General features: G+C 73.7%; 24 protein-coding genes and 1 riboswitch. Of the genes, 10 read left to right on the top strand and 14 right to left on the bottom strand.

All coding sequences use genetic code 11. The features are described from left to right. Positions 1–188: 188 nt before the first annotated feature. Complete coding sequence (locus K3769_RS03825) at positions 189–1,070, top strand: MHYT domain-containing protein (protein WP_267025026.1); 882 nt, start codon at positions 189–191, stop codon at positions 1,068–1,070. Positions 1,071–1,141: 71 nt separating this feature from the next. On the opposite strand, the gene K3769_RS03820 is transcribed toward K3769_RS03825, so the two are convergent. After that, the gene (locus K3769_RS03820; RefSeq protein WP_267025025.1) at positions 1,142–1,549 is read right to left on the bottom strand and encodes a CoA-binding protein; all 408 of its coding nucleotides are present in this window, start codon (positions 1,547–1,549) and stop codon (positions 1,142–1,144) included. A 110-nt stretch (positions 1,550–1,659) separates the two neighbouring features. Further along, positions 1,660–1,846: riboswitch (cobalamin riboswitch) on the top strand. A gap of 67 nt (positions 1,847–1,913) precedes the next feature. Between K3769_RS03820 and K3769_RS03815 the strand changes: the two genes are divergently transcribed. The 6 genes from K3769_RS03815 (at position 1,914) to K3769_RS03790 (ending at position 6,867) form a co-directional block, all read left to right on the top strand. Further along, the gene (locus tag K3769_RS03815) at positions 1,914–2,942 is read left to right on the top strand and encodes an ABC transporter substrate-binding protein (protein ID WP_267025024.1); all 1,029 of its coding nucleotides are present in this window, start codon (positions 1,914–1,916) and stop codon (positions 2,940–2,942) included. Next, positions 2,939–3,967 carry a FecCD family ABC transporter permease gene (locus K3769_RS03810; RefSeq protein WP_267025023.1) on the top strand — a complete coding sequence of 343 codons (1,029 nt, stop codon included), beginning with the start codon at positions 2,939–2,941 and terminating at the stop codon, positions 3,965–3,967. The genes K3769_RS03815 and K3769_RS03810 overlap by 4 nt, the downstream gene beginning before the upstream one ends. Next, complete coding sequence (locus K3769_RS03805; RefSeq protein WP_267025022.1) at positions 3,964–4,812, top strand: ABC transporter ATP-binding protein; 849 nt, start codon at positions 3,964–3,966, stop codon at positions 4,810–4,812. Before K3769_RS03810 ends, K3769_RS03805 begins: the two co-directional genes overlap by 4 nt. A gap of 46 nt (positions 4,813–4,858) precedes the next feature. Beyond that, positions 4,859–5,596 carry a hypothetical protein gene (locus K3769_RS03800; protein WP_267025021.1) on the top strand — a complete coding sequence of 246 codons (738 nt, stop codon included), beginning with the start codon at positions 4,859–4,861 and terminating at the stop codon, positions 5,594–5,596. Beyond that, positions 5,593–6,168 carry a SixA phosphatase family protein gene (locus tag K3769_RS03795; RefSeq protein ID WP_267025020.1) on the top strand — a complete coding sequence of 192 codons (576 nt, stop codon included), beginning with the start codon at positions 5,593–5,595 and terminating at the stop codon, positions 6,166–6,168. Before K3769_RS03800 ends, K3769_RS03795 begins: the two co-directional genes overlap by 4 nt. Positions 6,169–6,240: 72 nt before the next feature. Further along, a complete protein-coding gene (locus K3769_RS03790; protein ID WP_267025019.1) occupies positions 6,241–6,867 on the top strand; it encodes a YigZ family protein in 627 nt (208 codons plus the stop codon). A gap of 45 nt (positions 6,868–6,912) precedes the next feature. Here the strand turns inward: K3769_RS03790 and K3769_RS03785 are convergent, their stop codons facing one another. Beyond that, positions 6,913–7,341 (bottom strand): FMN-binding protein, encoded by a 429-nt coding sequence (locus tag K3769_RS03785; protein WP_267025018.1) that lies wholly within the window; start codon positions 7,339–7,341, stop codon positions 6,913–6,915. Positions 7,342–7,352: 11 nt separating this feature from the next. Further along, entirely contained in the window at positions 7,353–8,729 is a 1,377-nt protein-coding gene (locus tag K3769_RS03780; RefSeq protein WP_267025017.1) for a ferredoxin reductase family protein, read from the bottom strand. Between the two features lie 207 nt (positions 8,730–8,936). Here K3769_RS03780 and K3769_RS03775 point away from each other — a divergent pair, with 207 nt between their 5' ends. From K3769_RS03775 to K3769_RS03765, 3 genes are all read left to right on the top strand, one after another. Then, the gene (locus K3769_RS03775; protein ID WP_267025016.1) at positions 8,937–9,671 is read left to right on the top strand and encodes a response regulator transcription factor; all 735 of its coding nucleotides are present in this window, start codon (positions 8,937–8,939) and stop codon (positions 9,669–9,671) included. Continuing rightward, positions 9,668–11,098, top strand: a complete 1,431-nt coding sequence (locus tag K3769_RS03770; RefSeq protein WP_267025015.1) for a sensor histidine kinase — start codon at positions 9,668–9,670, stop codon at positions 11,096–11,098. Before K3769_RS03775 ends, K3769_RS03770 begins: the two co-directional genes overlap by 4 nt. A gap of 134 nt (positions 11,099–11,232) precedes the next feature. Continuing rightward, entirely contained in the window at positions 11,233–11,655 is a 423-nt protein-coding gene (locus tag K3769_RS03765) for an Hsp20/alpha crystallin family protein (RefSeq protein ID WP_267025014.1), read from the top strand. Between the two features lie 123 nt (positions 11,656–11,778). On the opposite strand, the gene hypE is transcribed toward K3769_RS03765, so the two are convergent. The 11 genes from hypE to K3769_RS03710 form a co-directional block, all read right to left on the bottom strand. Beyond that, positions 11,779–12,813, bottom strand: a complete 1,035-nt coding sequence (gene hypE, locus K3769_RS03760; RefSeq protein ID WP_267025013.1) for a hydrogenase expression/formation protein HypE — start codon at positions 12,811–12,813, stop codon at positions 11,779–11,781. Continuing rightward, on the bottom strand, positions 12,810–13,916 hold the full coding sequence (gene hypD, locus K3769_RS03755) for a hydrogenase formation protein HypD (RefSeq protein ID WP_267031238.1): 1,107 nt from the start codon (positions 13,914–13,916) through the stop codon (positions 12,810–12,812). Before hypD ends, hypE begins: the two co-directional genes overlap by 4 nt. Before the next feature lie 98 nt (positions 13,917–14,014). Further along, entirely contained in the window at positions 14,015–15,346 is a 1,332-nt protein-coding gene (locus tag K3769_RS03750) for a Ni/Fe hydrogenase subunit alpha (RefSeq protein ID WP_267025012.1), read from the bottom strand. Beyond that, the gene (locus K3769_RS03745) at positions 15,343–16,125 is read right to left on the bottom strand and encodes an NADH-quinone oxidoreductase subunit B family protein (RefSeq protein WP_267025011.1); all 783 of its coding nucleotides are present in this window, start codon (positions 16,123–16,125) and stop codon (positions 15,343–15,345) included. The genes K3769_RS03750 and K3769_RS03745 overlap by 4 nt, the downstream gene beginning before the upstream one ends. A gap of 2 nt (positions 16,126–16,127) precedes the next feature. Beyond that, positions 16,128–16,946 carry an FAD/NAD(P)-binding protein gene (locus K3769_RS03740; protein ID WP_267025010.1) on the bottom strand — a complete coding sequence of 273 codons (819 nt, stop codon included), beginning with the start codon at positions 16,944–16,946 and terminating at the stop codon, positions 16,128–16,130. Continuing rightward, positions 16,943–17,398, bottom strand: a complete 456-nt coding sequence (locus K3769_RS03735; protein WP_267025009.1) for a Crp/Fnr family transcriptional regulator — start codon at positions 17,396–17,398, stop codon at positions 16,943–16,945. The genes K3769_RS03740 and K3769_RS03735 overlap by 4 nt, the downstream gene beginning before the upstream one ends. Next, the gene (locus tag K3769_RS03730) at positions 17,395–18,579 is read right to left on the bottom strand and encodes a 4Fe-4S dicluster domain-containing protein (RefSeq protein WP_267025008.1); all 1,185 of its coding nucleotides are present in this window, start codon (positions 18,577–18,579) and stop codon (positions 17,395–17,397) included. The genes K3769_RS03735 and K3769_RS03730 overlap by 4 nt, the downstream gene beginning before the upstream one ends. A 152-nt stretch (positions 18,580–18,731) precedes the next feature. Continuing rightward, a complete protein-coding gene (locus K3769_RS03725) occupies positions 18,732–19,010 on the bottom strand; it encodes a HypC/HybG/HupF family hydrogenase formation chaperone (protein ID WP_267031237.1) in 279 nt (92 codons plus the stop codon). Between the two features lie 5 nt (positions 19,011–19,015). Next, the gene (locus K3769_RS03720; RefSeq protein WP_267025007.1) at positions 19,016–21,388 is read right to left on the bottom strand and encodes a carbamoyltransferase HypF; all 2,373 of its coding nucleotides are present in this window, start codon (positions 21,386–21,388) and stop codon (positions 19,016–19,018) included. Then, positions 21,385–21,903 carry a hydrogenase maturation protease gene (locus tag K3769_RS03715; protein WP_267025006.1) on the bottom strand — a complete coding sequence of 173 codons (519 nt, stop codon included), beginning with the start codon at positions 21,901–21,903 and terminating at the stop codon, positions 21,385–21,387. The genes K3769_RS03720 and K3769_RS03715 overlap by 4 nt, the downstream gene beginning before the upstream one ends. Positions 21,904–22,062: 159 nt before the next feature. Next, positions 22,063–24,408, bottom strand: a complete 2,346-nt coding sequence (locus K3769_RS03710; RefSeq protein WP_267025005.1) for a heavy metal translocating P-type ATPase — start codon at positions 24,406–24,408, stop codon at positions 22,063–22,065. Positions 24,409–24,428 lie beyond the last annotated feature (20 nt).

Genomic DNA, 24,428 nt, shown 5'->3' with positions numbered 1-24,428 from the left:
GGCGGAGCGGCCGGTAACGGGCCGCACCACCGGAATAACCGCCTCCGGCTCGAAGAAGCCTATGTGTGACCGGAATTGACCGACATGGAATTCCGTTGGCTGCGATTGCACGAAACCCCTTGCTGACGGTCCGTCATGGCGCGTACATGTGTCCCCGCAACAGTCGTATTCCGGGGGGATGTTGGCATATGCAGGGCACGGTCGACGGATTCAGCTATGGAATGATCACGCCGCTCACGGCCTATGTCATGGCCTGTCTGGGGGCCGCCCTGGGCCTGCGCTGCATCACCCGGTCCCTGCGCGACGACCGGTCCTGGAGACCGGGCTGGCTCGCGCTCGGGGCGGCGTCGATCGGCTGCGGCATCTGGACGATGCACTTCATCGCCATGATCGGATTCCAGGTCGAGGAGAGCCGCATCCACTACGACACCGGCCTGACGATCCTCAGCCTCGCGGTGGCGATCGCGGTGGTCGGTCTCGGCGTCCTCGCCGTCGGCTGTCGCGGCGCGAACACGGCGACCCTGCTCGTCGCGGGCACGTTCACCGGCCTCGGGGTCGCGGCCATGCACTACATAGGCATGGCCGCCATCCGGCTCAACGGCGACCTGCGCTACGAGGTCCGTACCGTCGCGCTCTCCGTCCTGATCGCCGTCGTCGCCGCGACCGCCGCGCTGTGGGCGGCGGTCGCCATCCGCGGCTTTCTGACCAGCCTGGCGGCCGGCCTGGTCATGGGCGTCGCCGTGACCGGGATGCACTACACGGGCATGGCGGCCGTCAGTGTGCATCTGCACGTCGCGGTAGGCACACCGGACTCGGGAGACCCGGCCCACTCGCTGCTGCTGCCGATGCTCATCGGCCCGGTCCTCTTCCTGGCGCTCGCGGGGGTGGTGGTGATGTTCGACCCGATGCTGGTCCTCGGGGACGGCGACTGGAACCGGGCCGCGTCCCGCCGCCGCACACCCGCCCCGAACACGCAGCCGCCCACCTGGTCCGGCTCGGCGTTCGACGCACGGCCGGGGACGGACCGGCGCGGGTACGGGCCCGGGACCCCGGGGCGCCGCGACAGCTGAACGCGACCGCCGTTCCGGCCCGACTTTCCCGACCCCGCCGGCCCGCGGCCGGAGCCGTCCGCCCCGCCGGTTCAGCCCAGGCGGGGGATCTCGATCGCCGGGCAGCGGTCCATGACCATGTCGAGGCCGGCCGCGCGGGTGCGGTCGTACGCGGCCTCGTCCAGCACGCCGAGCTGGAACCAGACGGCCTTGGCGCCGATGGCCACGGCCTCGTCGGCGACCGGGCCCGCCAGGTCGCTGTTGACGAACACGTCGACCACGTCCACCTCGAAGGGGATGTCCGCCAGGGAGGCGTACCCCTTCTCCCCGTGGACCGTCTCGGCCTTCGGGTGGACGGGGACCACGCGCTTGCCGAAGCGCTGGAGCACCTCCGCCACGCCGTACGCGGCACGCCGTTCGTTCGACGACAGGCCCACGACGGCCCAGGTGTCGCCGCTCTCGGTGAGGATCTTGCGGATCGTTGCCGGGTCGCCGTACACGATGGACCTCCTGCGGATACGAGTGTGCTTCTCGCGCCGGACAACAGCGGGCGGGGCACGCTGATTCCCGCCGCCCGGCTCCCCGCGCCGCAAAGGCGCGGAAACCGTCGTGATAGCTTGCGCAGGCCAGTCGAACCCATGTACGTGGGTCAGGGAATCCGGTGGGAATCCGGAGCTGACGCGCAGCGGTGAGGGTGACGGGCGGGGCATCGGCCACTGGATCGGATCGACGGTCCGGGAAGGCGCCTCGTCCGGGTGAACCCGAGTCCGAAGACCTGCTGGCGGCCTCCGCGGTCCCGAGACGGCGGGGGAGCACCGTACGACCGGGCTCCGCGTTCGAGCCCTCGACGTCTGAGGAACTTCCGTGCCCATCGCACGCCCCGCCCGCCCTGTCGCCCTGCTCGTTTCCGGGATCGTCCTGCTGACCGGCTGCGGCGGCGCCGACTCGCCGGCCGGCGGCGGGACCTCCGCGGCGGCCGTCACCCTGGACAACTGCGGCCACACCGTCCGCGTGGAGTCCCCGCCGCGCAAGGCCGTCTCCCTGAACCAGGGCACCACCGAGATCCTGTTCTCGCTGGGCCTCGCCGACCGGATGGCCGGCACCGCCACCTGGACCGATCCGGTGATGAAGGGCCTGGAGAAGGCGGACGCGAAGGTCAAGCGGATCGCCGACAACAACCCGTCCTTCGAACGGGTGCTGGACGCCGATCCCGACTTCGTCGCCGCCTCGTTCGTGTCCACGCTCGGCAAGGGAGGCGTCGCCACCCGCGAGCAGTTCGAGAAGCTCGGCGTACCCGCGTACGTCTCGCCCTCCGACTGCGCGGGCAAGGACAACACCGGAGACGGCGACGGCGCCCGCGAGAAGGCCCTCGGCATCGACGCGATCTACGGCGAGATACGTGACCTGGCCGAGGTGTTCGGCGTCGAGGAGCGGGGCGAGAAGCTGGTCGCCGAGCTCCGGCAGCGCATGAAGAGGGCCACCGCCGGCATCGACGCCTCGGACGTCTCCCTCCTGTACTGGTTCGCCAACTCCGAGTCGCCCTACATGGCGGGCTGCTGCGGCGCCCCCGGCATCATCACGCGGGCGTTCGGCGCGCAGAACGTCTTCGACGACACCCATGAGGAATGGCCCCAGATCAACTGGGAGACGGTCGCCGACCGCGACCCCGACGTCCTCGTCATCGGCGACCTGACCCGCAAGTCGCAGACCGCCGAGTCCGCGAGGAAGAAGATCGAGTTCCTGGAGTCCGACCCCGTCACCAAAAACATGACGGCCGTGAAGAAGAAGCGGTACGTGCTGCTCAGCGGGCAGGCCATGAACCCGACCATCCGTACCGTCGAGGGCGTCGAACAAGTAGCCGCCGCCCTGCGGGAGTTCGGGCTCACGGGGTGACCCGCCGGGGCATACGGCCGCGCGTGGGCCCGCTCTGCGCGGCAGGCGCGGCCCTGCTCGTCGCCTCGGTCGCTCTCGCCATCACCATCGGCCCCGCGGACATCGGCGTCACCGACGTCTGGTCCGTGGTCGCCTCCCACCTCGGCTGGGGGAGTACGGGGCTGAGCCCCATCCGGGAGGGGATCGTCTGGCAGCTGCGGCTGCCGCGCACCCTGCTGGCCGCCGTCTGCGGAGCCGGGCTCGCCGTGTGCGGCGCGGTGATGCAGTCCCTGCTGCGCAATCCGCTCGCGGACCCCTTCGTCCTCGGGGTGTCCTCGGGCGCCTCGACCGGCGCGGTCGTCGTGGTCGTCCTCGGCGCCGGCGGCGGCCTGGTGTCGGTCTCGGCGGGCGCCTTCCTCGGAGCACTGCTGTCGTTCGGACTCGTCCTGCTGCTCAGCCACACCCTCGGCGGGACGACGGACCGCGTGGTGCTGAGCGGCGTCGCCGCGATGCAGCTCTTCTCCGCGCTGACCTCCTTCGTCGTGCTGACCGCCGCCGACGCCGAGACCACCCGCGGTGTGCTGTTCTGGCTGCTCGGCTCGCTCGGCGGGGTCGGCTGGACGGACGTCTGGGTCTGCCTCGCGGTCCTGGCGGTCGCGCTCGTGGTGTGCCTGGCGTACGCGCGCACGCTGGACGCGTTCGCCTTCGGCCAGGACTCCGCCGCGACCCTCGGGGTGTCGGTGGCCCGCACCCGGCTGGTGCTGCTGTGCGTGACGGCGCTCCTGACGGCCGCGCTCGTCAGCTCGGCGGGCGCGATCGGCTTCGTCGGACTCGTCCTGCCGCACGCCGCCCGTGCGCTGGTGGGCTCCGGCCACGCCCGGCTGCTGCCGGTCGCCGCCCTCGCCGGGGCGGTGTTCCTGGTGTGGGTGGACACCCTGGCCCGTACCGTCCTCGACCCCCAGGAAGTGCCCGTCGGCGTGGTCACCTCACTCATCGGCGTACCGGTCTTCGTGCTGGTGCTGTACCGGACGCGGAGGACACGATGACGACCGAGCGCGTCGAGACGGCCGCCACGGCCGAGGTCGGACTCCGGGCCGGTCGGGTCACCCGCACCGTCGACGGACGCGTCATCCTGGACGGCGTCAGCATCAGCCCCGCCCCCGGCACCACCGTCGGCCTCCTCGGGCCCAACGGTTCCGGCAAGTCCACCCTCCTGCGCCTGCTCTCCGGCGTCCTCACCCCGGCCTCGGGCGTGGTCACCCTCGACGGCAGCCCGCTCGGCGAACTGGGCCGCCGCGACATCGCCCGCCGTATCGCCGTGGTCGAACAACAGGCCGACACCCAGGTCGAGCTGAACGTCCTGGACGTCGTACGCCTCGGCCGCACCCCGCACCGCCGCGCCTGGACACCCCCGTCACCGGCCGACGAGGAGGCCGTACGGGACGCGCTGGCCCGCACCGGGCTCGCCGACCGGGCCCACCAGTCCTGGCACACCCTCTCCGGCGGCGAACGCCAACGCGTCCAGATCGCCCGCGCGCTCGCCCAGGAACCCCGCGAACTCCTCCTGGACGAACCGACCAACCACCTCGACATCCAGCACCAGCTCGACCTGCTGAACCTCGTCACCTCACTGCCCCTCACCAGCGTCGTCGCGCTGCACGACCTCAACCTCGCGGCGATGTACTGCGACCGGCTCGTCGTCCTGCGCGAGGGCCGCGTGGTGGCCGCCGGCACACCGGGCGACGTGCTCACCGAGGACCTCGTCGCCGAGGTGTACGGCGTACGGACCGCCATCACCCGCGACGGCTCCGGCGGCCGTCCGCACGTGCGTTTCCTGGGCACCATGAGCCGCCCCGCACCCCGGGAATCCGCACACACGTGTCCGGAATGATGTCGGCATCCCTGCGCGCGGCCCCTCGCACGCCTACGCTCGGCCCGTGCTGCGTATCACCGACGCCCGAACAGGCGACCCCGTCACCGCCACCCCGGCCCGCCGGGGCCTGACCCGCGTCGAGGCGCGCGTCGAGCGCCCCGACGCCACCGGCCTGCGCGTGCTCCTGACCGCCGACGTCCTCGTACGGGCCCTGGAGATCGGCGGGACACCCGTGTGGACCGTGCTGACCGGCACGGAGGACCGCGCCGAACTGCGGGCCCGGGCCAGGGCACTGGGCATCCGGCCCTTCGAGGACGAACGGGACGGCGGCCCCGGCCCCGGCCTCGGGGAGGCCCAGGTGCTGCGGGTGTGCGCCCGGACCGACGAACCGGCGGGCGGGCTGTGCGTCGAGGTCGCCCCGGCCGACATCGAGAACGGCGTGGCGCTGGACGACGGGAGCGCCACCGCCCTGCGCCTCGCCCTGCTCGCCCGCCCCCGGGGCACGGAACTACGGCTCGACGCGGCCGATCTCGCGGACGCCGAGAAGCAGTTGAAGCACTGGCGGGGCGCCGTCGCGGGCTGGGCCACCCGGCCGTCCGGGCCCATCCCCGACCCCGTACGCGATCAGCTGCGTGCCGCCTGGGAGGACGACCTCGACGTGCCCGCCGTCCTGGGCGTGCTGCGGAAGGTGGAGACGTCGGGAACCGTGCCGGACGGGGCCCGCTTCGAGACGTACGCCTACGCGGACCGGCTGCTCGGGCTTGAGCTGACCCGGGACATCGGCCGCGGGACACCGGCGTGATCGCGCGCGCCGGAGCGGGACCGCTGCGCCGGCTGGTCGTGCTGCGGCATGCCAAGTCCGCCTGGCCGGACGGCGTCCCCGACCACGAGCGCCCGCTCGCCGCGCGCGGGCGCCGGGACGCCCCGGCCGCCGGCCGCGCCCTCGCCGACGCCGACTGCCTGCCGGACCTCGCGCTCTGCTCCACGGCCGTACGCGCCCGGCAGACCTGGGAACTGGCCGCCGCCGAGTGGGGCACACCCCCTCCGGTACGTCACGACGCCAGGCTGTACGCGGCCGATGTGCCCGAACTGCTCGACGCGGTGCGCGAGGCCCCGGCGGAGGCCGAGACCCTGCTGCTGGTCGGACACAACCCCGGCCTGGAGGAACTGGTCCTCACCCTCGCGGGCGACGGCCTAGACACCGCGCTGGACGACGTCCGTACGAAGTTCCCGACGTCGGCGATCGCGATCCTCGCCTGGCACGGTCCCCGCTGGGCGTCCCTGGGCCCCGGCGCGGCCCTGCTCACGGACATGATCGTGGCGCGCGGCAAGAAGGCACGCGGCGACAAGGGGCATCACGGCCGGGGCCGATAGACGGGCGGCGCCCCCCACCGGACCACCGACCGCCGGTCGCACGCGTGTGCGCGGCCCGCATACGCTGGCCGGATGCAGGACGAGTACCGCACCGTGGCCCGCGCAGGGGTGCACGAGACCGAGATCAACCGCTCCCGCTTCCTCTGCGCGCTGGCACCGGCGGCCACCGAGCGGGACGCCCAGGACTTCGTCGCGGCCGTCCGCAAGGAGCACGCGGACGCGTCGCACCACTGCTTCGCGTACGTCATCGGCGCGGACGCCGCCGTCCAGCGGGCGAGCGACGACGGTGAACCGGGCGGCACCGCGGGCGTCCCGATGCTCCAGATGCTGCTGCGCCGCGACATGCGGTACGTCGTCGCCGTCGTCACCCGCTACTACGGAGGCGTCAAACTCGGCGCGGGCGGACTCATCCGGGCCTACGGCGGTGCGGTGGGCGAGGCGCTGGACACCGTCGGCACCCTCACCCGCAGACGCTTCCGCCTCGCGACTGTGACCGTCGACCACCAGCGGGCGGGCAAGGTGCAGAACGATCTGCGCTCCACCGGCCGTGCGGTCCGTGACGTCCGCTACGGGGAGGCCGTCACCATCGAGATCGGCCTGCCGGACGCGGAGGTCGAGGCCTTCCGGAGCTGGCTGGCCGACAGCACGGCGGGTACGGCGGGGTTCGAACTGGGCGGCGAGGCGTACGGGGACGCCTGAGCCGCACACCGCGCCGGTACGGGAGTGGCAGCCGGTGACCGGATGTCAGGCATGGGCCCGGTCCAGGGCGCTCTGGAGAGACTGGACGTAGCCCTGACTGGTGTAACTGGCTCCCGACACGGCGTCGATGTGCGCGCTCTGGGCCGCGACGGCCTCCTGGTTGAGCCGGGGCAGCGCGTACGAGGAGATCTGCCGGTCGTGCCCGTTGGCGTCCGGGGACCTGAGCACCTTGACCGTCGTGATCTTCCCGCCGGAGAGCGTGACGGCCACCTGCACGGTTCCGTACTGCGTGGCGACCGGGTCCCCGGTGTACGTGCCCGTCCCGGCCGTCGTCCCCGGTGAGGCGCCGGCGGGCGGGTTGGCGACGGCGGGGGGAGGCGCGCCGCCGGGGACGGGCAGCTGGTGCGGTTTGAGCGAGAGCAAGGCGATGACGAGGGCGCTGATCCCGCTGGTGGCGAGGACGGCTCGGCGCATGACGGTTCTCCTCAGAACGCGAAGGACTCGTGGTGGATGCGCCGGCCCGGCACTCCGGCGTCGCGCAGGGCCCGCACCGCCGCCCGTGTCATGCCGGGCGGGCCGCAGAGGTAGACGTCGTGCCCGGCCAGATCCGGGACCAGAGTGCTCAGGCCCCGCGCGGTCAGGGGGGAGGAGTACCCGGCCGGCTCGTCGACGACGTAGTGCACGGTCGCCCGCCGGCGAGCGGCTATCGCGTCGAGTTCGGCGCGCAGGGCGAGGTCGTGGGCGGTACGCGCCCGGTAGACGAGCGTGACCTGGCCCGGCAGCGTCTCGAAGAGGGCGCGCAGCGGGGTGATGCCGACACCTCCGGCCAGGAGCAGGACCTTCGCGCCCTTGCGACGGTCCGCGGTGAAGGCTCCGTAGGGCCCTTCGGCCCATACCCGTGTGCCGGGTGCCAGCCGCGCCAGCGCCGCGCTGTGGCTGCCCGCGGCCTTGACCGTGATGCGCAGGTGGCCGGGCGTCGCGGGGGCCGAGAGGGAGTAGGGGTTCGCGGTCCACCACAGCCCGCGGGCCAGGAACCGCCAGCGCAGGAACTGCCCCGGCTCGCCTCCCAGTTCGTCCAGGTGCTTCCCGGTGAGGTGCACGGAGACCACACCCGGTGCCTCGGGGTGGACCGCGGCGACCCGCACACGGTGGCGCAGTCCACGTCGCAGGGGCGCCAGGAACCGGTACCGGACGACCAGCGCGGCGACGCCGAGGAACAGCGCGTACCAGGCCGCGCGCGCCACCCGGTTGCCGACGAAGTCGGCCCCGGTGGCGAGCTGGTGGCCGAAGGTCAGGAACACCGCGAGATAGGTGGCGAAGTGCAGGTAGTGCCAGGTCTCGTAGCTCATCCGGCGGCGGGCCGCGCGGGCCGAGAGGACCCCTGTCGCGAGGAACAGCAGGAAACCGGCCGTGCCCTTGAGGAGGTCGGGGTAGTGCAGGACGAGCGTGGAGGTCTGGCTCACCACGTCCGTACGGGCGGTCAGCGAGTACCCCCAGATGATCAGCAGGGTGTGCGCGAGGGCCAGGGACACGGTGCAGCGGCCACCGAGCGCGTGCCAGCGGGCGAGGCGGTCGCTGCCGACCGTGTGGTCGAGGAGCGGGACCCGGGCCATCAGCGCGAGGAGGACCGCGCAGGCGTAGCCGGCCAGGAGGCCGGTGATCCGGCCCGCGCCGGTCAGCCACTCCGCCGGGCCGGCCACCGACGTCGTGTCGTGCCACCACAGGGCCAGCACCGCGGCGGCGCCGGCCCAGATCACCAGCTGAGCCAGTAAGGGCACGACACCGCGGCGCGGGCGCCGGTGCCGTACTCCGCCACTCGCCGGCCCGGTACTCGCACTCGTGCGGGCATACGTGGTGGGCATGGGGTTCCTCCGAACAGAAGTCGTCACGGCGAACAGGAATCGCTCCGGCGAGCAGGACTCGCTCCGCTGTCGGCGCCCAGCCTCACAGCGCAACCTCTGTGAACCTTCTGAACAAGCACCGTCGGCCGTCCCCAGCTTCGATTCAGAGGGAACTCAGAGACTCCGCTCACCCCGCCGGGACCCGCGGCGGGGGATGCTGGAAGAACCATGAACGAGCAGCGCGCCACCTCTCCCGCCAGACGCCTGGACGGAGACCCCGTACGGGTCCTCGTCGTGGACGACGAACCCGACGTCACCGAGGTGCTGGCCGGTGTCATGACCGGCGAGGGCTGGCAGGTCCGCACCGCCGCCGACGGCGCGAGCGCGCTCGCGGCGGCCCGCGACTTCCACCCCGACGCGGTGGTCCTGGACTGGATGCTGCCCGACATGGACGGACTGCGGGTCCTGCGCGCCCTCAGACGCGCGGAGCCCACCCTGTGCGTGCTGTTCCTGACCGCCCGCGACGCCGTCGAGGACCGTATCGCCGGCATCACCGCCGGCGGCGACGACTACGTCACCAAGCCCTACAGCCTGGAGGAGGTACTGGCCAGGCTGCGCGGACTGCTCCGCAGGGCCGGCATGACGGCCGGGGCGGACACGGACGGACTCACCGTCGGAGACCTCACCATGAACGAGGAGGCCAGGGAGGTGCGGCGGGGCGGAACTCCGGTCGACCTGTCCCGGACCGAGTTCGAACTCCTGCGCTTCCTGATGCGCAACCCGCGCCGGGTCCTGTCCAAGGAGCAGATCCTCGACCGCGTGTGGGCCTACGACTTCGGCGGACGCGCCCATGTCGTCGAGCTCTACATCAGCTATCTGCGCAAGAAGATCGACGCGGGCCGTACCCCGATGATCCACACCGTGCGCGGCGTCGGCTACGTCCTCAAGCCGGGACCGCGGTGAACCGCCTGCGTCCGCGCACCCTGCGCGGCCAGCTCACCGCCGGACTCGTGGTCCTGCTCGCCGCCGCCTGCCTCGCCGTCGGCGTCACCACCGCCCTCGCCCTGCGCGGCTTCCTGATGGGACGACTGGACGAGCAGCTCATCGCCTCCGGCGGCCGGTTCGCGGCCAGCCTGGAACACGAGGCGGAGCCCGACGCCGACAACGGGCCCGACACCCGCGGCCAGTCCGAGAACACGTTCGGCGCACGCCTCCTGAACGGCGACGTCACCCGGGCCGCCGTCATCGACGACGCCACCGACCGCCCGCTGCGGCTCACCGCCGAGGACCGCCGCACGCTGGCCGACGTTCCCGTTGCGGACGGTGCGGGGCACAGCGTCCACCTCTCCGCCTTCCGGCACGGATACCGCGTCACGGCCGTCCGGGGCGACGACGGGGACGTCCTCGTCACCGGTCTGCCCCTGCATCCGGTGGAGGAGACCGTGCACCGCCTCGAAGCCGTCGAGGCGGCGCTGTTCGGCGCCGCGCTCGTGGGCACCGGGTTCGCCGCGGCCCTGTGGGTGCGGATCTCCCTGCGGCCCCTGCACCGGGTCACCGCCCGCGCGGCGGAGGTGGCCCGACTGCCTCTCGCGGGCGGGGAGATCGTGATGCCGCGGCCCCTCCCCGACGCCGATCCGCGGACCGAGGTCGGGCAGGTCGCCGGCGCCCTCAACCACATGCTCGGCCACGTCGAGGACGCCCTCCTGCGACGCCAGGCCGGAGAGGAACGCGTGCGGCACTTCGCCGCGGACGCCAGCCACGAACTGCGCACCCCCGTCGCCAACGTCCGCGGCCACGCCGAACTCGCCCTGCGCCACGACGGTCCGGTCCCCGCCGAGGTACGCCACGCGCTGGAACGCATCGGCAGCGAGTCCCGGCGTATGACCCGCCTCGTCGACGACCTGCTCCTGCTGGCCCGCCTGGACGCGGGACGTCCGCTCGCCCACGAACCGGTCGACCTGACCCTGCTGATCCTGGACGCGACGGACGACGCGCGCGCCGCGGGCCCCGGACACCACTGGGTCCTGGACCTTCCCGAGGAGCCCGTCAGGATCACCGGGGACGTCCACCGGCTCCAGCAGGCCATCGGCAACGTCCTCGCCAACGCCCGTACCCACACGCCCCCCGGCACCGAGGTGACCGTCACGCTCTCCACCGGCCCGGCCGGCGTCCACGTCGAGGTGAGCGACAACGGCCCGGGCATCCCGGACGAGTTGCAGGCCGAGGTCTTCGGCCGTTTCGTCCGTGCCGACCGGGCCCGCTCCCGCAGCACGGGAAGCACCGGTCTGGGCCTGGCCATCGTCCGCGCGGTCGTCACCGCGCACGGCGGGACCGCCACCGTCACCAGCCGTCCCGGCCGCACCGCTTTCCGCCTCACGCTCCCCGCCTGACCCGCCGGCGTCCGGGCAGGGGCCGACGGGACCTTCTGCGGGGCCGGTCGGCCCGCGCGCGTGGGTCCTGCCCGCAGGACGCTGGAAGCGGAGGAGGACGACAGAGCGTACGAGTGAGGGAAAGGAAGGATGACATGAGCGGCATGATGGAGCGGTTGCCGGGCTGGCCGCCGCTGCCCGAGCTGTTCGGCTGGATCGAGACCGGTTTCCCCGGTGTGCACGCGGCACAGGGACTGCACGGCATTCGCATCGAGGAGCGTCTGACCGACGGCACGTACGTCCTGTGTGCCGAGCTCCCCGGCATCGACCCCGCCAAGGACGTCGAGATCAGCGTGACGGAGAACGTCCTGACGCTGCGCGCCGAGCGCGGCGACGAGACGACCGACAAGCACCACACGGAGTTCCGGTACGGCACGTTCGCCCGTGCGGTCCGGCTTCCGGCCGGGGCCCGGGGCGACGACGCCACCGCCACGTACAAGGACGGAGTGCTGACGGTCACGGTCCCGGTCCCGGAGACGAAGACGGGTACGCGGACCATCCCCGTGCGACAGGCCTGACCGCACCGCGCGTCCGGCGTCGTACATCCCCTGCGCGGCCGGTCCCCCCTTCCGGCCGCGCAGGCCGTCGTCCCAAGCACGGCATCCACGTCGACGCCGCGCACACCGTGCGGCGGACGCCGCTCAGCAGATGCGGGGGAGTTGCTCCCCGAGGGGCATGTCCAGCACGCGCCGGGCGCCGACGAGGGTACGCAGGAGCACTCGTCCGGCAGGGCCGGCCGGCAGGACCTCGCCGATCCGCACGGCGTCCGCGCCCTCGGGGACGGAGCGCATGGCGGCCAGGGCGTCGAGGGCCGCCGCGGGGGAGACGAACGCCACCAGACAGCCCTCGTTGGCGACGGTCAACGGGTCCAGGCCGAGCAGGTCGCAGGCCGACGCGACGGGCACGGGCACCGGGACCGCGCCCTCCTCGATCTCCAGGGCGACGGAGGCGTCCCGCGCGATCTCGTTGAGAGCCGCCGCGAGCCCGCCGCGGGTCGGGTCGCGCAGGGTGTGGACGTCCGGGCCCAGCGGCGCCAGGGCGCGCACGATCCGGTGCAGGGGCCGGCTGTCGGAGGCGATCTCGCTGTCGAAACCGAGGCCTTCGCGGGTGGACAGTACGGCGGTGCCGTGCAGGGCGACGGGTCCCGAGAGCAGGATCGTGTCACCCGGCCGGGCGAGGGCGGCGGACGGCCGCAGTGCCTTGTCCAGGCGCCCCACCCCGGTGGTGTTGATGAAGATCTTGTCGGCGGCGCCCCGGCCCACGACCTTGGTGTCGCCGGTCACGACGGGCACCCCGGCGGCGCGGGCGGCCTTACCCAACGACCGCAGCACGGAGTGCAGTTCGGACAGGGGAAGGCCCTCCTCGACGATGAGCGCCACGGACAGGGCGAGGGGCTGGGCCCCGCGCATCGCGAGATCGTTGACCGTGCCGTGGACGGCGAGGGAACCGATGTCGCCGCCGGGGAAGAACAGCGGGCTGACCACGAAGCTGTCGGTACTCATCACCAGGTCCGGGTGGCCGGGGAGGAGGGCGGCGTCCTCCAGCGGGCCCGGCTGGCCCTCCAGCGCGGGCAGGACGAGGGTGTCGAGGAGTTCGGCGGTGAGACGTCCTCCGGCGCCGTGACCGAGCAGCACGCGCTCGTCCTCGTGGCGCGGGGCGGGGCACTCGATGTTCATGGCGTGTCCTGGAGGTCTGCGGTGCGTCCGGCGGCGTGGAAGGCGGCGCAGGTGCCCTCGGTGGACACCATGGGCGCGCCGAGCGGATGGCGAGGGGTGCACCGAGTGCCGTAGGCCGTGCAGTCGGTGGGCAGCCTGGCGCCGGTGAGGACGGCGCCCGCTATGCATGCGGGGTCCTCGGTCGGCCGCAGATCGCCGACGTCGAAGCGGCGGGCGGCGTCGAACCGCGCGTACGCGTCGGTCAGTTCGAGTCCGCTGTCCGGCAGGGGCCCGATGCCGCGCCAGGGCCGGTCGCCGACCCGGAAGACCTCGTAGATCGCCTTGCGGGCCTCGGTGTTGCCGGAGCGCCGAACGGCCCGCGCGTACTGGTTCTCCACCTCGTGGCGCCCCGTCTCCAGCTGCCGCACCGCCATGAGGATGCCCTCCAACAGGTCGAGGGGTTCGAAGCCGGTGACGACGATCGGCACCCGGTGGCGGGCGGCGATCGGCTCGTACTCCTCCCAGCCCATGACCGCGCAGACGTGCCCCGCCGCCAGGAAGGCCTGCACCTCGCAGTCGGGATCGTCGAGGAGGGCGGTCATGGCGGGCGGTACGAGGACGTGGCTGACCAGGACCGAGAAGTTGGTCAGGCCCAGGCGGGCGGCGTGCAGGACCGCCATGGCGTTGGCCGGGGCCGTGGTCTCGAATCCGACGGCCAGGAACACCACTTCACGGTCGGGCGACTCCCGCGCGATACGGACCGCGTCCATCGGGGTGTACACGACGCGGACGTCGGCGCCGCGCGCCCGCAGCGCCAGCAGATCGGTGGACGAGCCCGGCACCCTGAGCATGTCGCCGAAGCTGGTGAAGACCACCCCGGGCCGGCCCGCGATGCTCATGGCCCGGTCGAGGGTCTCCAGCGGGGTGACGCACACCGGGCAGCCGGGCCCGTGGATCATCCGGATCCCCGCGGGCAGCAGCTCGTCGATGCCCTGCCGGACCAGGGTGTGGGTCTGTCCGCCGCACACCTCCATGATGCGCCAGGGCGCGGTCGCGGTGGCCCGCAGCTCGGCGAGGAGCCGGCGGGCGAGCGCGGGGTCGCGGTACTCGTCCAGGTACCTCACGGTGTCCCGCTCCGGGCGGCGGTGTCCGCGGGTCGGCACCGGATGTCGACGACTCCTTCGAGGTGTGTGCTGCCGTGCATGGTCTCCTCCTCGGGAGGTCAGCCGCGGTCGACGGTCAGGTCGAGGAAGTGGGTCGCGCAGGAGATGCACGGGTCGTGGTTGCGGATGGCCCGCTCGCACAGGTGCGTCAGCGCGTGGTCGTCCAGGGCCCCTTCGGCCAGGGCGGCCTCGGCGAGGCGGCGCAGGTCCTCCTCGATGGCGCCCTGGTTCTGCGCGGTGGGCGGCACGAGCACGGCGTCGGTGACCGTGCCGTCGGCGTCCAGCGCGTAGCGGTGGTAGAGCAGACCGCGCGGCGCCTCGGTCGCACCGTGGCCCACGCCCGCGCGGGGCGGCACGTCGGCGAACGCCCGCGCCGGCCGCTCGTACCCGTCGATGATCCGCAGTGCCTCGTCGACGGCGTACACCACCTCGACCGCGCGGACGAGGATCGAGCGGAAGGGGTTGCGGCACTCGACGCCCTCGCGCGGGTCGCCGAGTCCGGCCTCGCGCGCCGCCTGGAGCGCGGTCGGGGAAAGACGCCGGCCGCTGACGGCGAAGCGGGCGAGCGGGCCGGTGAGGTGGCGTCGGCCGTCGAGCCGGGAGTGCAGCGCGGTGGAGTGCGGCAGGTGCTCCTCGCGGACGTGGTCCGAGAAGGTGCTCAGAGGGAACGCGGTGGTGGTCCCGTCGGGGCGCAGCACCGTCGGCACCCCGCCCTCGACGGCGTACGTGTCCGGGGCGGCCAGCGCGAAGAGGTCGGCGTCGATCCGCGCGTCGGGGAAGTCGAAGCCGGCGACCCAGCGCACGGTCTCCCAGGCGTCGTCGGCGGCGCGGCGCAGCTGTTCCGCCAGCGGCCGGAGGGCGGTGGGATCCGGCGCCCGGTGGAAGCCCCCCACCCGCACGTTGACGGGGTGGATGGCCCGCCCGCCGAGGAGTTCGAGGATCGCGTTGCCCGCCTGTTTCAGGCGCAGGCCCCGCTCCACGTGGGCGCGATGGGTGCGGGCGAGGTCGACGGCGCCGTCACGGCCGAGGAAGTCGGGGGCGTGCAGGAGGTAGATGTGCAGAGCCTGGCTCTCGATCCACTCGCCGCAGTACAACAGCCTGCGAAGGTCGCGGACGGACCGGTCCACGGTGACTCCGCAGGCGTCCTCGATCGCCGCGCAGGCGCTCAGCTGGTAGGCCACCGGGCAGATTCCGCACACCCGGGCGGTGATGTCGGGCGGCTCGGTGTGCGCCCGCCCGCGCAGGAACGCCTCGAAGAAGCGCGGCGGTTCGTAGATCCGCAGCCGGGCCTCCTCGACGGCCGTGCCGCGTACCTTCAGGTGGAGGGCGCCCTCGCCCTCCACGCGGGACAGTGAACCGACGCGCAGCACGCGTGATCCCCGGTGTGTCACGTCTCCTCCTTGATGCCCGCGAACGCCGCGGCGTTGAAGGTGCGCAGGAAGCGCCGGGTGTCGCGGTCGTCCATGCCGTCCCGGCGCAGCAGCGGGATCAGCGCGGGCAGGTTCACCGAGCCGGACGGGCCGAAGCAGCCGTAGCAGCCGCGTCCGTACGCCGGGCAGATCGCCCCGCAGCCGGCGTGGGTGACCGGGCCCAGGCAGGGCGTGCCGTGGGCGACGGTGACGCAGACCGTGCCGCGCCGCTTGCACTCGAAGCACACGCTGTGGTTCGGCACGTCGGGTTTGCGGCCGGTCAGGAACGCGGTGACGACCTCCAGGAGCTGCCGTCGGTCGATCGGACAGCCGCGCAGCTCGAAGTCGACGTCCACATGGGCCGCCACCGGGGTCGAGGTGGCCAGCGTGTCGATGTAGTCGGGGCGGGCGTACACGGTCCGGGTGAACTCCTCCACGTCGGCGAAGTTCCTCAGTGCCTGGACGCCTCCCGCGGTGGCGCACGCCCCGATGGTGACCAGGAAGCGGGACTGCGCGCGGATCTCCTGTATCCGTTGTGCGTCGGCGGCCGTGGTGACCGATCCCTCCACGAGGGTGAGGTCGTACGGGCCCGGCCGCACCCGGCTCGACGCCTCCAGGAAGTGGGCGATCTCCACCTTCCCGGCCAGCGTGAGGAGTTCGTCCTCGCAGTCGAGGAGCGTGAGCTGGCAGCCGTCGCAGGAGGCCAGCTTGAAGACGGCGAGGGTGGGCACCCGCGCGGCGGACGGAGCGGATCCGGTCATCGTCACAACTCCCTTACGAGCAGCAGGGATTCCGCGCGGTCCCAGCCGATGACCGGCCCGTCCCGGCACACCAGGACGCCGCCCAGCTGGCAGTGGCCGCAGGTCGCGGTGGCACAGCGCATGTTGCGTTCGAGGGAGACCCGTATCCGGTCGGCGGGCAGACCCCGGTGGACCAGGTCCCGGGCGGTGGCGCGGATCATCACCTCGGGCCCGCAGACGTAGGCCGTGGTGTTCGGCGGATCGAACGCGGCGTCGTTGAGAAGGGTGGTGACGACGCCGACGTGGCCGCTCCAGCCGGGGGAGGGGCGGTCGACGGTGACGGCGCAGCGCAGCGGCTCGTGGGCGGCGGCCCAGGCGCGCAGCTGCCCGGCGTAGAGGAGATCCTCCGGGGTGCGGGCACCGACCAGCAGGTGCAGTCGCCCGTACGTGCCGGGGGCGGCCAGCGCTTCGAGCAGCAGCGGTCGCAGCGGAGCGAGGCCGATGCCGCCCGCGATGACGACGACGTCCCCTCCTGCCGCCCGCTCCAGCTCCCAGCCGGTGCCGAACGGCCCGCGCAGCCCGACCTGGACCCCCGGTCCGAGACGGCACAGCGCCGCCGAGACCGCACCGACACTACGGATCGTGTGGACGATCGTACGGCGGTCGACACGGGACACGGAGACGGGGATCTCCCCGACCCCGGGGGCGTAGACCATGGCGAACCGGCCGGGCGCGAACGGCGGAAGGACCTCCTGGCCCGCGGGGGCGAGCGTGAGGGTGACCGTGTCGGCCGTCTCGCGGACGGTCCGGACCACCTCGTAGGGGACGGGCACACCGGTCATGACCCACCGCCGCCGGAGGGGCCGTACAGGTCGAGCAGCCGGGTGCGGGTCGCGTGCAGCCGGTGGGCGAGCACCTGGCCGACCCAGACCGCGACCGCGCGGCCCAGCACGGGATCCTGCGAGCACAGTGCGCGGACCGCCACCGCGTCGTACTCCCACGCCTGCACCGGATGCAGGGCCTTGGCGCCCAGCTGCCACACATGGGGCGCGAAGTGCCAGGACCAGCCGACCAGTTCGCCGTGGCCCAGTGACTCGATGACGGGAGCGCGGCGGCCGGGCACATGGAGGTCGAGGGCGACGATGCCGGTGCGCACGACCCAGAACCGGTCGGCCCGCCCACCCTCCTCGAAGAGACGTGCGCCGGCGTCGAAGGATGTCTCACGGGCCAGCTGGATCAGCCGCTCCCGGTACGCGGCCGGCAGGGCCGCGACGATGGTCGGAGGAGAGTTCATGGCCGGCTCTCCCGAGGGTCGTCCGGTCGTTCCTCGTCCTCGCGGCCGTTCAGCCGGGCCGCCAGTTCGTCGTGGAGTGCCGTGGCCTCCACCGTGATGTCGATGCCGACCGGGCACCACGCGACGCAGCGCCCGCAGCCCACGCAGCCGGAGCTGTCGAACTGGTCGTACCAGGTGGACAGCTTGTGGGTGAGCCACTGCCGGTAGCGGCTGCGCGGGGAGGAACGCACCGGTCCGCCGTGCAGATACGAGAAGTCCAGGTCGAAGCACGAGTCCCAGTGCTGCCACCGCTCGGCGTGGTCGCCCGTGAGGTCGGTGACCTCCTCCGTGGTGGTGCAGAAGCAAGTGGGGCACACCATGGTGCAGTTGCCGCAGGTCAGACAGCGCTCGGCGACGTCGTCCCAGCGCTCGGCCGTCAGGCTCGCGCCCATCAGCGCGCGCAGGTCCACCGGTGGCATGGCCCGGCCCATCCGGTCCCGGGCCGCATCCACCGCGCCGCGGGCCGCCGTCCGCGTCCCGGTGTCGGCCGGACGGTGCGGGACCAGCGCGAGCACCTCCGCGCCCGCCTCGCTGCCGGTGCGGACGAGGAAGCGGTGCCCGGCCTCGTCCGCGACCTCGGTCAGCGCTAGATCGAAGCCGGCTTCGGCCGCCGGACCGCCGCCCATCGAGACACAGAAGCAGGTCGCCCCGGGCTCGGTGCACTCGGCGGCTATGAGGAAGGCTCCCCGCCGCCGTTCCCCGTAGCCGCTGTCCTCGTAGTGGCCGCCGGTCAGGACCCGGTCCTGGACGGCGATGGCGCGCAGGTCGCAGGGGCGCACCCCCAGGAAGGCGTACGACGGCCGTTCCCTGCGCTCCTCGGTGACGCTCAGAGCGCCGTCGGCGCTGCGGTCGGCGCTCCACAGCTTCTCGCGTTGCGGGTGCAGGAACGACTTCCAGGACTGCGGGCCCGTGGTGTGCGCGAAGGCCGTGCCGTCCTCGCGGGGTACGAGACGGTACTGGCCCGCCTCGACCCGGGTGCCCCAGCCGAAGGGCAACTCGTCGGCCGAGGCCAGCTCGGAGAGCACCACGGCGCCGTCCCGGACGGTGGGGCCGACGACCGTGCGGCCCTGGGCGGCCAGGACCTTGACCAGCGCGTCCAGTCCGTTCCTGTCCAGGACGGCTGCTGCGGGACTGCCTGACATGGGGTCCCTTCCGGTGGTCGTGGGGGAGCGGTCGGTCCCAGCGTGGGTGTGCGACGGGTGGTGCCGCCACGGGCCACCCGGGCCCGGATGAGGGCCGTTCGGCCCGCGCCACCCCCCCACCCTTCGGGCCGGTCAGGCACCGCCTCGTGGCCTCACCTCGGCGATTCGCCCACGCCCGGCAGGGGTTCACCGATCTCGCCCTCCACCGCGTCGGCCATCGCCCGCAGCACGTCGAGTGTGCGCAAGGCCTCCGCCTCGTCCACCTCGGTGATGGCGAAACCGACATGCACGATGACGTACGTCCCCACGTCCGCCCGGGGGGTGTAGGCGAGGCACACCTCGCGGCGTACGCCGCCGAAGTCGACCGTGCCCATCCGCAGACCGGTGCTTTCGTGGACGTCGAGGATCCGGCCGGGTATGCCCAGGCACATCGCGGTCACCTCTCCTTCGCCTGTCGGGCCAGGCGGGCGGAGGCCACCGCCGCCTGGCCGTAGCTGATGCCGCCGTCGTTGACGGGGACGGTCCGGCCGGTCAGGACCCGCAGGCCCCGGTCGCGGAGCAGGCGGCCCACGTCGGCCAGCAGCCGGCGGTTCTGGAAGCAGCCGCCGCCCAGGCACACGGTGCGCGGGGCGCCCGCGGCGAGGGCGCGCTCGACGAGGGCGGTGGTGGCCTCGGCGACCGCGGTGTGGAAGGCGGCGGCGAGCAGGGGCACCGCGACCCCGTCAGCGAGGCCCTGGAGCAGGGCGGACAGGGTGGGCGAGGGGTCGTACACGCCCAGTCCGTTCACCCGCACCACCCGCCAGGGGAGCGCGTCGGCCCGCAGGACACCGGCGGCGTTCTCGAGGGCCACGGCTGCCTCGCCCTCGTACGACACCGTGTCGCACAGACCGAGCAGACTCGCCGCGGCGTCGAACAGGCGTCCCGCGCTGGACGCCTGCGGGCAGTTCACCCCGCGCTCCACCAGGGTCCGGACGACGCGTACCTCACGTGCGTCCAGACGGTCCGTGAAGGGCCGGGTGAGCCATGGCGGGGGCCTGGGCACGCCGAGCGGTTCCGCCCCGTACAGGTAGCCGAGCGCCATCCGGGCCGGGTGCCGCACGGCGGCCTCCCCGCCGGGCAGCGGCGCCCGGGCGAAGCGGCCCGCACGACGGTAGCCGGTCAGGCCGGCGATCAGGATCTCGCCGCCCCACAGGGTGCCGTCGTCACCGAGGCCGAGGCCGTCGTAGGCGATCCCGAGGAAGGGACCGGTCAGTCCGTGCTCGGCCGCCACCGCGGCGACGTGCGCGTGGTGGTGCTGTACGGCGAAGTGGTGTTCGGCGTCCTGGGCCAGCGCCCACCGCGTGGACAGATAGCCCGGGTGCAGGTCGTGGGCGACGGCGCGGGGCGCGATCCCGGTGAGACGGGTGAGCTCCGCGTACGCGTGGTGGAAGGCGTCGTACGTGGCCGCGTCCGCCAAGTCGCCGGTGTGCGGCCCGACATGGGCCCGCCCCCGCCGGGCCAGGGTGAAGGTGTGCTTGAGCTGCGCCCCGGCGGCCACCAGCGGAACATCGGCCGCCACCGGAACCGCGAGGGGCGCCGGAGCGTAGCCACGGGCCCGCCGCAGCATCAGCACACCGCCGCGTGCGGTCTGCACCACGGAGTCGTCGTAGCGGGCGCGGATCGGACGGTCATGGGTCAGGAAGCCGTCCGCGACCGTTGCGAGGGTCCGCCGGGCCTCGGCGTCGTCGGTGACGATCGGCTCGTCGGCGATGTTGCCGCTGGTGACGACGAGCGGCCGGGCCAGCTCGCGCAGGAGGAGGTGGTGCAGGCCGGTGGTGGGCAGGAACAACCCCGTCCGGCGGACGCCGGGGTGCACACCGGGGGCGAGGCCGTCGGCGAGGGCCGCCGGGCCGCGACCCCGCCCGGCGCCTCCGGCCGCCGGGCGGGGCCCCGGCCGCCGCGGCTGCCGTGCGGTGAGCAGCACCACGGGCCGCTGCGGCGAGATCAGCACGTCCCGCTCCGTGCCGTTGACGTGCGCCAGCCGCCGGGCGGACGCGAGATCGGGCACCATCACGGCGAACGGCTTCACGGGCCTGCGCTTGCGCCGCCGCAACTCGGCCACCGCCGCCGGATCGGTGGCGTCGCACATCAGTTGGTAGCCGCCGAGTCCCTTGACCGCGACGATGCCGCCGTCCGCGACGGTCCTCACCGCGGCGAGGAGCGCCTCCTCCCCCGTCAGGCCGTCCCAGGCGAGGCGGGGGCCGCAGCGGGGACACGCGAGCGGCTCGGCGTGAAAGCGCCGGTCGGCCGGATCCGCGTACTCGGCGCCGCACGAGGCGCACATCGGGAAGTGGCGCATCGTGGTGCGCTCACGGTCGTACGGCAGATCCGTGATCACCGTGGCCCGTGGCCCGCAGTCGGCGCAGTTGACGAAGGGGTACCGGTAGCGGCGGTCGGCCGGGTCGAACAGCTCCCGCAGACAGGCCTCGCAGGTGGCGGCGTCCGGCGGCACCTCCCGCTCCGCGGCGGCCCGGTCCGCGCGGCTCGCCCGGACGGTGAACCCGCCACCGACCGGTGCGGTCGCCGCGGGCGCGGCCCGTACGTGGACGCGGTCCACGGCGGCCAGGGGCGGTGCCTTGGCGCGGATCTCCACGACCAGTTCGCGCAGGGCGTCCGGACGGCCGCGGACGGTCAGCGCGACATGCCCGTCGACGTTGCGCACCCATCCTTCGAGGCCGAGAGCGTTCGCCGTCCGGTGCACGAACGGCCGGAAACCCACGCCCTGGACCCGGCCGAAGACCTCGATGTGCTGGGTGATCGGCTCGCTCATGAGGCGTCCCGCGGGCGAGCGGGCGCGGTGTCCGCGCCATGCCGTTCGATCTCGTTCTCGACCTCCTGCACGAGGACGCCCACCTGCGCCTCGACCTCCGAGGACAGCCCCGTGCCGAAGGTCGCGTCCGCTCCCTCGACGGCGTACACCACGAGACGGCCGGGCAGCCGGCCGAGGACCGAGGACAGCTCGACGGCCTCCCCGAGCCCCAGACCGTGCGAACTCGTCGCTCCCGCCGGCGCCTGCCCTGTGCCGTCCAGGACGAGCCGGTGGACACGGCCGGGGCGGGACGGCTCGTTGCGGGCGGCGTCGACGACCACGGCGAGTTCGGCGCCCTCCCACAGACCGAGGAGCCGGCCCGGGTCGCCGTCGCAGGTCTCCAGCACCGTCCCGGACGGCAGACGGTGTTCGGCGCCGCGTCCTCTGAGTCGTTCGATCACGGCCCACCCCACTCCGTCGTCGTGCCGGAACTCGTTTCCGACGCCGATCACGACGATCCGGGCGGCCACGGTCATCTCCGCGCTCCCTCCTTCGCAGTCGTGCGACGAGCCTCGCCCCGGCGGTCGTGGGACGGCAGGGGCCGAAGGTCCCCGGCGGGGGCCGGACCGTCCCTCCTCTCCCACCGGCCCGGTCGGTGGCGCGTTGCGAGGGAGAGGCGCGCGGGCGGGAGCGGATCAGGGCGCGAGGGAGAAGTAGTTCTCCTCCTCCTGGGCGAAGTGCAGCCGCAGTACCGTGTGCAGCCCGTAGAGACTGGCGCGCAGGTCGTCCAACTGCTCCGCCTGCGGACCGCCGTCGCCGTCGGCCATGGCCAGGTGCGTGGCCACGCGCCGAGCTAGGCGCTCGATCTCCGTGTGGGCCCGGCTCATCGTGGCGGTCGCCTCGGGGCCGCCCAGCGCGGGAGCGAGCGCCGGGTAGAGCTGGTGCTCCTCGGCGTACTCGTGCGGCAGCAGCCGGTCGCTGAGCAGGCGGTGCGCTTCGCCCACGGCGGCCAACGCCTCCGGGCCCGCGCCGGCGCCGAGCCGGTCGGCGGCGTCGCGTACCGCGTCGAGCACCTCCCTCAGATCGTCGTGCTCGGCGGCGAAGCGGTGGATGAGCGCCTCCACGTCGGGTGCGAGGACGATCCGCTCGGTCGCGTCCGCACGCAGTGCGCGCAGCGCGTTCAGGATGACCGCGACGTCGATCCCCTCCTGGAGCAGGGCACCGGCCGTCGGCGGCAGCAGGCCGAACGCGGCTGCCGCCATCGCGAGGAGCGACAGCACCATGCCGCCGAGCGCGCTCTGCACCGCGATGCGCCGGGAGCGTACGGCGATGGCGACGGCGTCGGCGAGACGGTCCACGCGGTCGGTCGTCACCACGACGTCGGCCGCCTCGGACGAGGCCGTCGAGCCCCGGGCGCCCAGCGCGACGCCGACGTGTGCGGCGGCCAGTGCGGGAGCGTCGTTGACGCCGTCGCCCACCATCACCGTGATGCCCCGGGCCCGTTCGGCGCGTACCGCGGCGACCTTGTCGGCGGGGCCGAGTCCGGCGTGCACGGCGTCGAGGCCGAGGACCGCGGCGGTCTCCCGAGCCGGTTCGGCACGGTCCCCGGTCAGCATGACGACGCGCTCGATGCCCGCCGCCCGCAGGCGCCGCAGCGTCCGGGGCGCGTCGTGCCGCAGCGGGTCCCGCAGCAGGACGGCTCCGGCGAGCCGTCCGTCGACGGTGAGCCAGGCGACGGCCGCCCCGTCGAGCACGGCACGGTTCTCGGCCGCCCGCGCCCAGTCCGGCCGATCGGCCGAGGGCAGGAGGCGGCCGACGAACAGCCGGTGCCCGTCCACGGTGCCGGTGGCGCCCAGGCCGGGTTCCTCGGTCACGTGCGTGGGCAACGACAGCCGCAGTCCTCGCTCGCGGGCGGTGTCCACGATGGCGCGGGCCAGGACGTGCGGGGAGAACTGGTCCAGTGAGGCGGCGGACCGCAGCACGTCCGCCGGTTTCCGGCCCGGCGCGGCGGCCACGTCTAGGACGCGCGGACGGCCGCAGGTGAGGGTTCCGGTCTTGTCCAGCAGCAGGGTGCGCGCCCGGCCCAGGCTCTCCAGAGCCGCTCCGTCGCGGATCACCACGCCGTGGCGGGCGGCCCGGGACAACCCGGAGACGATCGCGACCGGTGCGGCGAGGAGCAGGGGACACGGAGTGGCGACCACCAGGACCGCCACCGCTCGCACGGCCGAACCGCTCAGGAGCCAGGCGAGGGCCGCCGCCGCGAGGGACAGGGGCAGGAACCAGGCCGCGTAGCGGTCGGCCAGGCGGACCACGGGAGCGGACTCCGCTCCGGCCTGCCGGGCCAGGCGCACGATCCCGGCGTAGGTGCTGTCCCGCTCGGTCGCCGTGGCCCGCAGGTCGAAGGCGCCACCGGCGTTCACCGTGCCGCTGCGCACCCGCGTACCCGGCTCGCGCTCGACGGTCAGGGGCTCACCGGTCAGCACCGACTCGTCCAGGACGGCCGTCGCGCCGACCACCTCGCCGTCGACGGGGAGCACTTCGCCGGGCCCCACCACCAGCAGGTCACCCGCCCCGACCCGCGCCGTGGGCACGGTGCGCACTTCGTCACCCGACTTGAGGCGGGCTTCGTGCGGGGCGTGCTCCAGCAGAGCGCGCAGGTCGTGGGAGGCGCGCCGCCGGGCCGCGGCCTCAAGGGTCCGCCCCGTGGCCAGCATCAGCGCGATCAGCGCGCCGGCGAGGTACTCGCCCACCGCCAGGGTGCCGCCGAGCGCCAGCACCGCGATCAGATCGACTCCTCCTTCGCCGCGTCCGAGGGCCGACAGCACCCAGGCGACGGCCGGCACGACGGCCGCGGCGGTACCCGCGGCCCAGCACCAGTCGCCGACGTTCCGCGCCCCGCCGAGCCAGGCGGCACCGCCGGCGACCAGGGCCACCGCCGTGACGACGAGAAGTACCGACGCGAACCGTGCCGACGCGAGCCGCGGACGCGTCACCGCGGTGAGCGCACGTCGGAGGGGACTCCGCCGGGCGAAGCACTTCATGGCATTCCCCGCCCCGTCCC

Source organism: Streptomyces ortus, assembly GCF_026341275.1.
GTDB lineage: Bacteria > Actinomycetota > Actinomycetes > Streptomycetales > Streptomycetaceae > Streptomyces > Streptomyces ortus.
Note: the sequence above shows the minus strand (reverse complement) of the source record. Positions and strands in the feature narration are given on the sequence as shown.

Bases quoted from the DNA above. Each gene is read 5' to 3' on its own strand.
- K3769_RS03720 (WP_267025007.1), bottom strand. From the start codon at position 21,388: ATGAGCGAGCCGATCACCCAGCACATCGAGGTCTTCGGCCGGGTCCAG.
- K3769_RS03735 (WP_267025009.1), bottom strand. From the start codon at position 17,398: ATGAACTCTCCTCCGACCATCGTCGCGGCCCTGCCGGCCGCGTACCGG.
- K3769_RS03765 (WP_267025014.1), top strand. From the start codon at position 11,233: ATGAGCGGCATGATGGAGCGGTTGCCGGGCTGGCCGCCGCTGCCCGAG.
- K3769_RS03710 (WP_267025005.1), bottom strand. From the start codon at position 24,408: ATGAAGTGCTTCGCCCGGCGGAGTCCCCTCCGACGTGCGCTCACCGCG.
- hypE (WP_267025013.1), bottom strand. From the start codon at position 12,813: ATGAACATCGAGTGCCCCGCCCCGCGCCACGAGGACGAGCGCGTGCTG.
- K3769_RS03740 (WP_267025010.1), bottom strand. From the start codon at position 16,946: ATGACCGGTGTGCCCGTCCCCTACGAGGTGGTCCGGACCGTCCGCGAG.
- K3769_RS03780 (WP_267025017.1), bottom strand. From the start codon at position 8,729: ATGCCCACCACGTATGCCCGCACGAGTGCGAGTACCGGGCCGGCGAGT.
- K3769_RS03715 (WP_267025006.1), bottom strand. From the start codon at position 21,903: ATGACCGTGGCCGCCCGGATCGTCGTGATCGGCGTCGGAAACGAGTTC.
- K3769_RS03785 (WP_267025018.1), bottom strand. From the start codon at position 7,341: ATGCGCCGAGCCGTCCTCGCCACCAGCGGGATCAGCGCCCTCGTCATC.
- K3769_RS03725 (WP_267031237.1), bottom strand. From the start codon at position 19,010: ATGTGCCTGGGCATACCCGGCCGGATCCTCGACGTCCACGAAAGCACC.
- K3769_RS03775 (WP_267025016.1), top strand. From the start codon at position 8,937: ATGAACGAGCAGCGCGCCACCTCTCCCGCCAGACGCCTGGACGGAGAC.
- K3769_RS03745 (WP_267025011.1), bottom strand. From the start codon at position 16,125: ATGACCGGATCCGCTCCGTCCGCCGCGCGGGTGCCCACCCTCGCCGTC.
- K3769_RS03790 (WP_267025019.1), top strand. From the start codon at position 6,241: ATGCAGGACGAGTACCGCACCGTGGCCCGCGCAGGGGTGCACGAGACC.
- K3769_RS03730 (WP_267025008.1), bottom strand. From the start codon at position 18,579: ATGTCAGGCAGTCCCGCAGCAGCCGTCCTGGACAGGAACGGACTGGAC.
- K3769_RS03825 (WP_267025026.1), top strand. From the start codon at position 189: ATGCAGGGCACGGTCGACGGATTCAGCTATGGAATGATCACGCCGCTC.
- K3769_RS03805 (WP_267025022.1), top strand. From the start codon at position 3,964: ATGACGACCGAGCGCGTCGAGACGGCCGCCACGGCCGAGGTCGGACTC.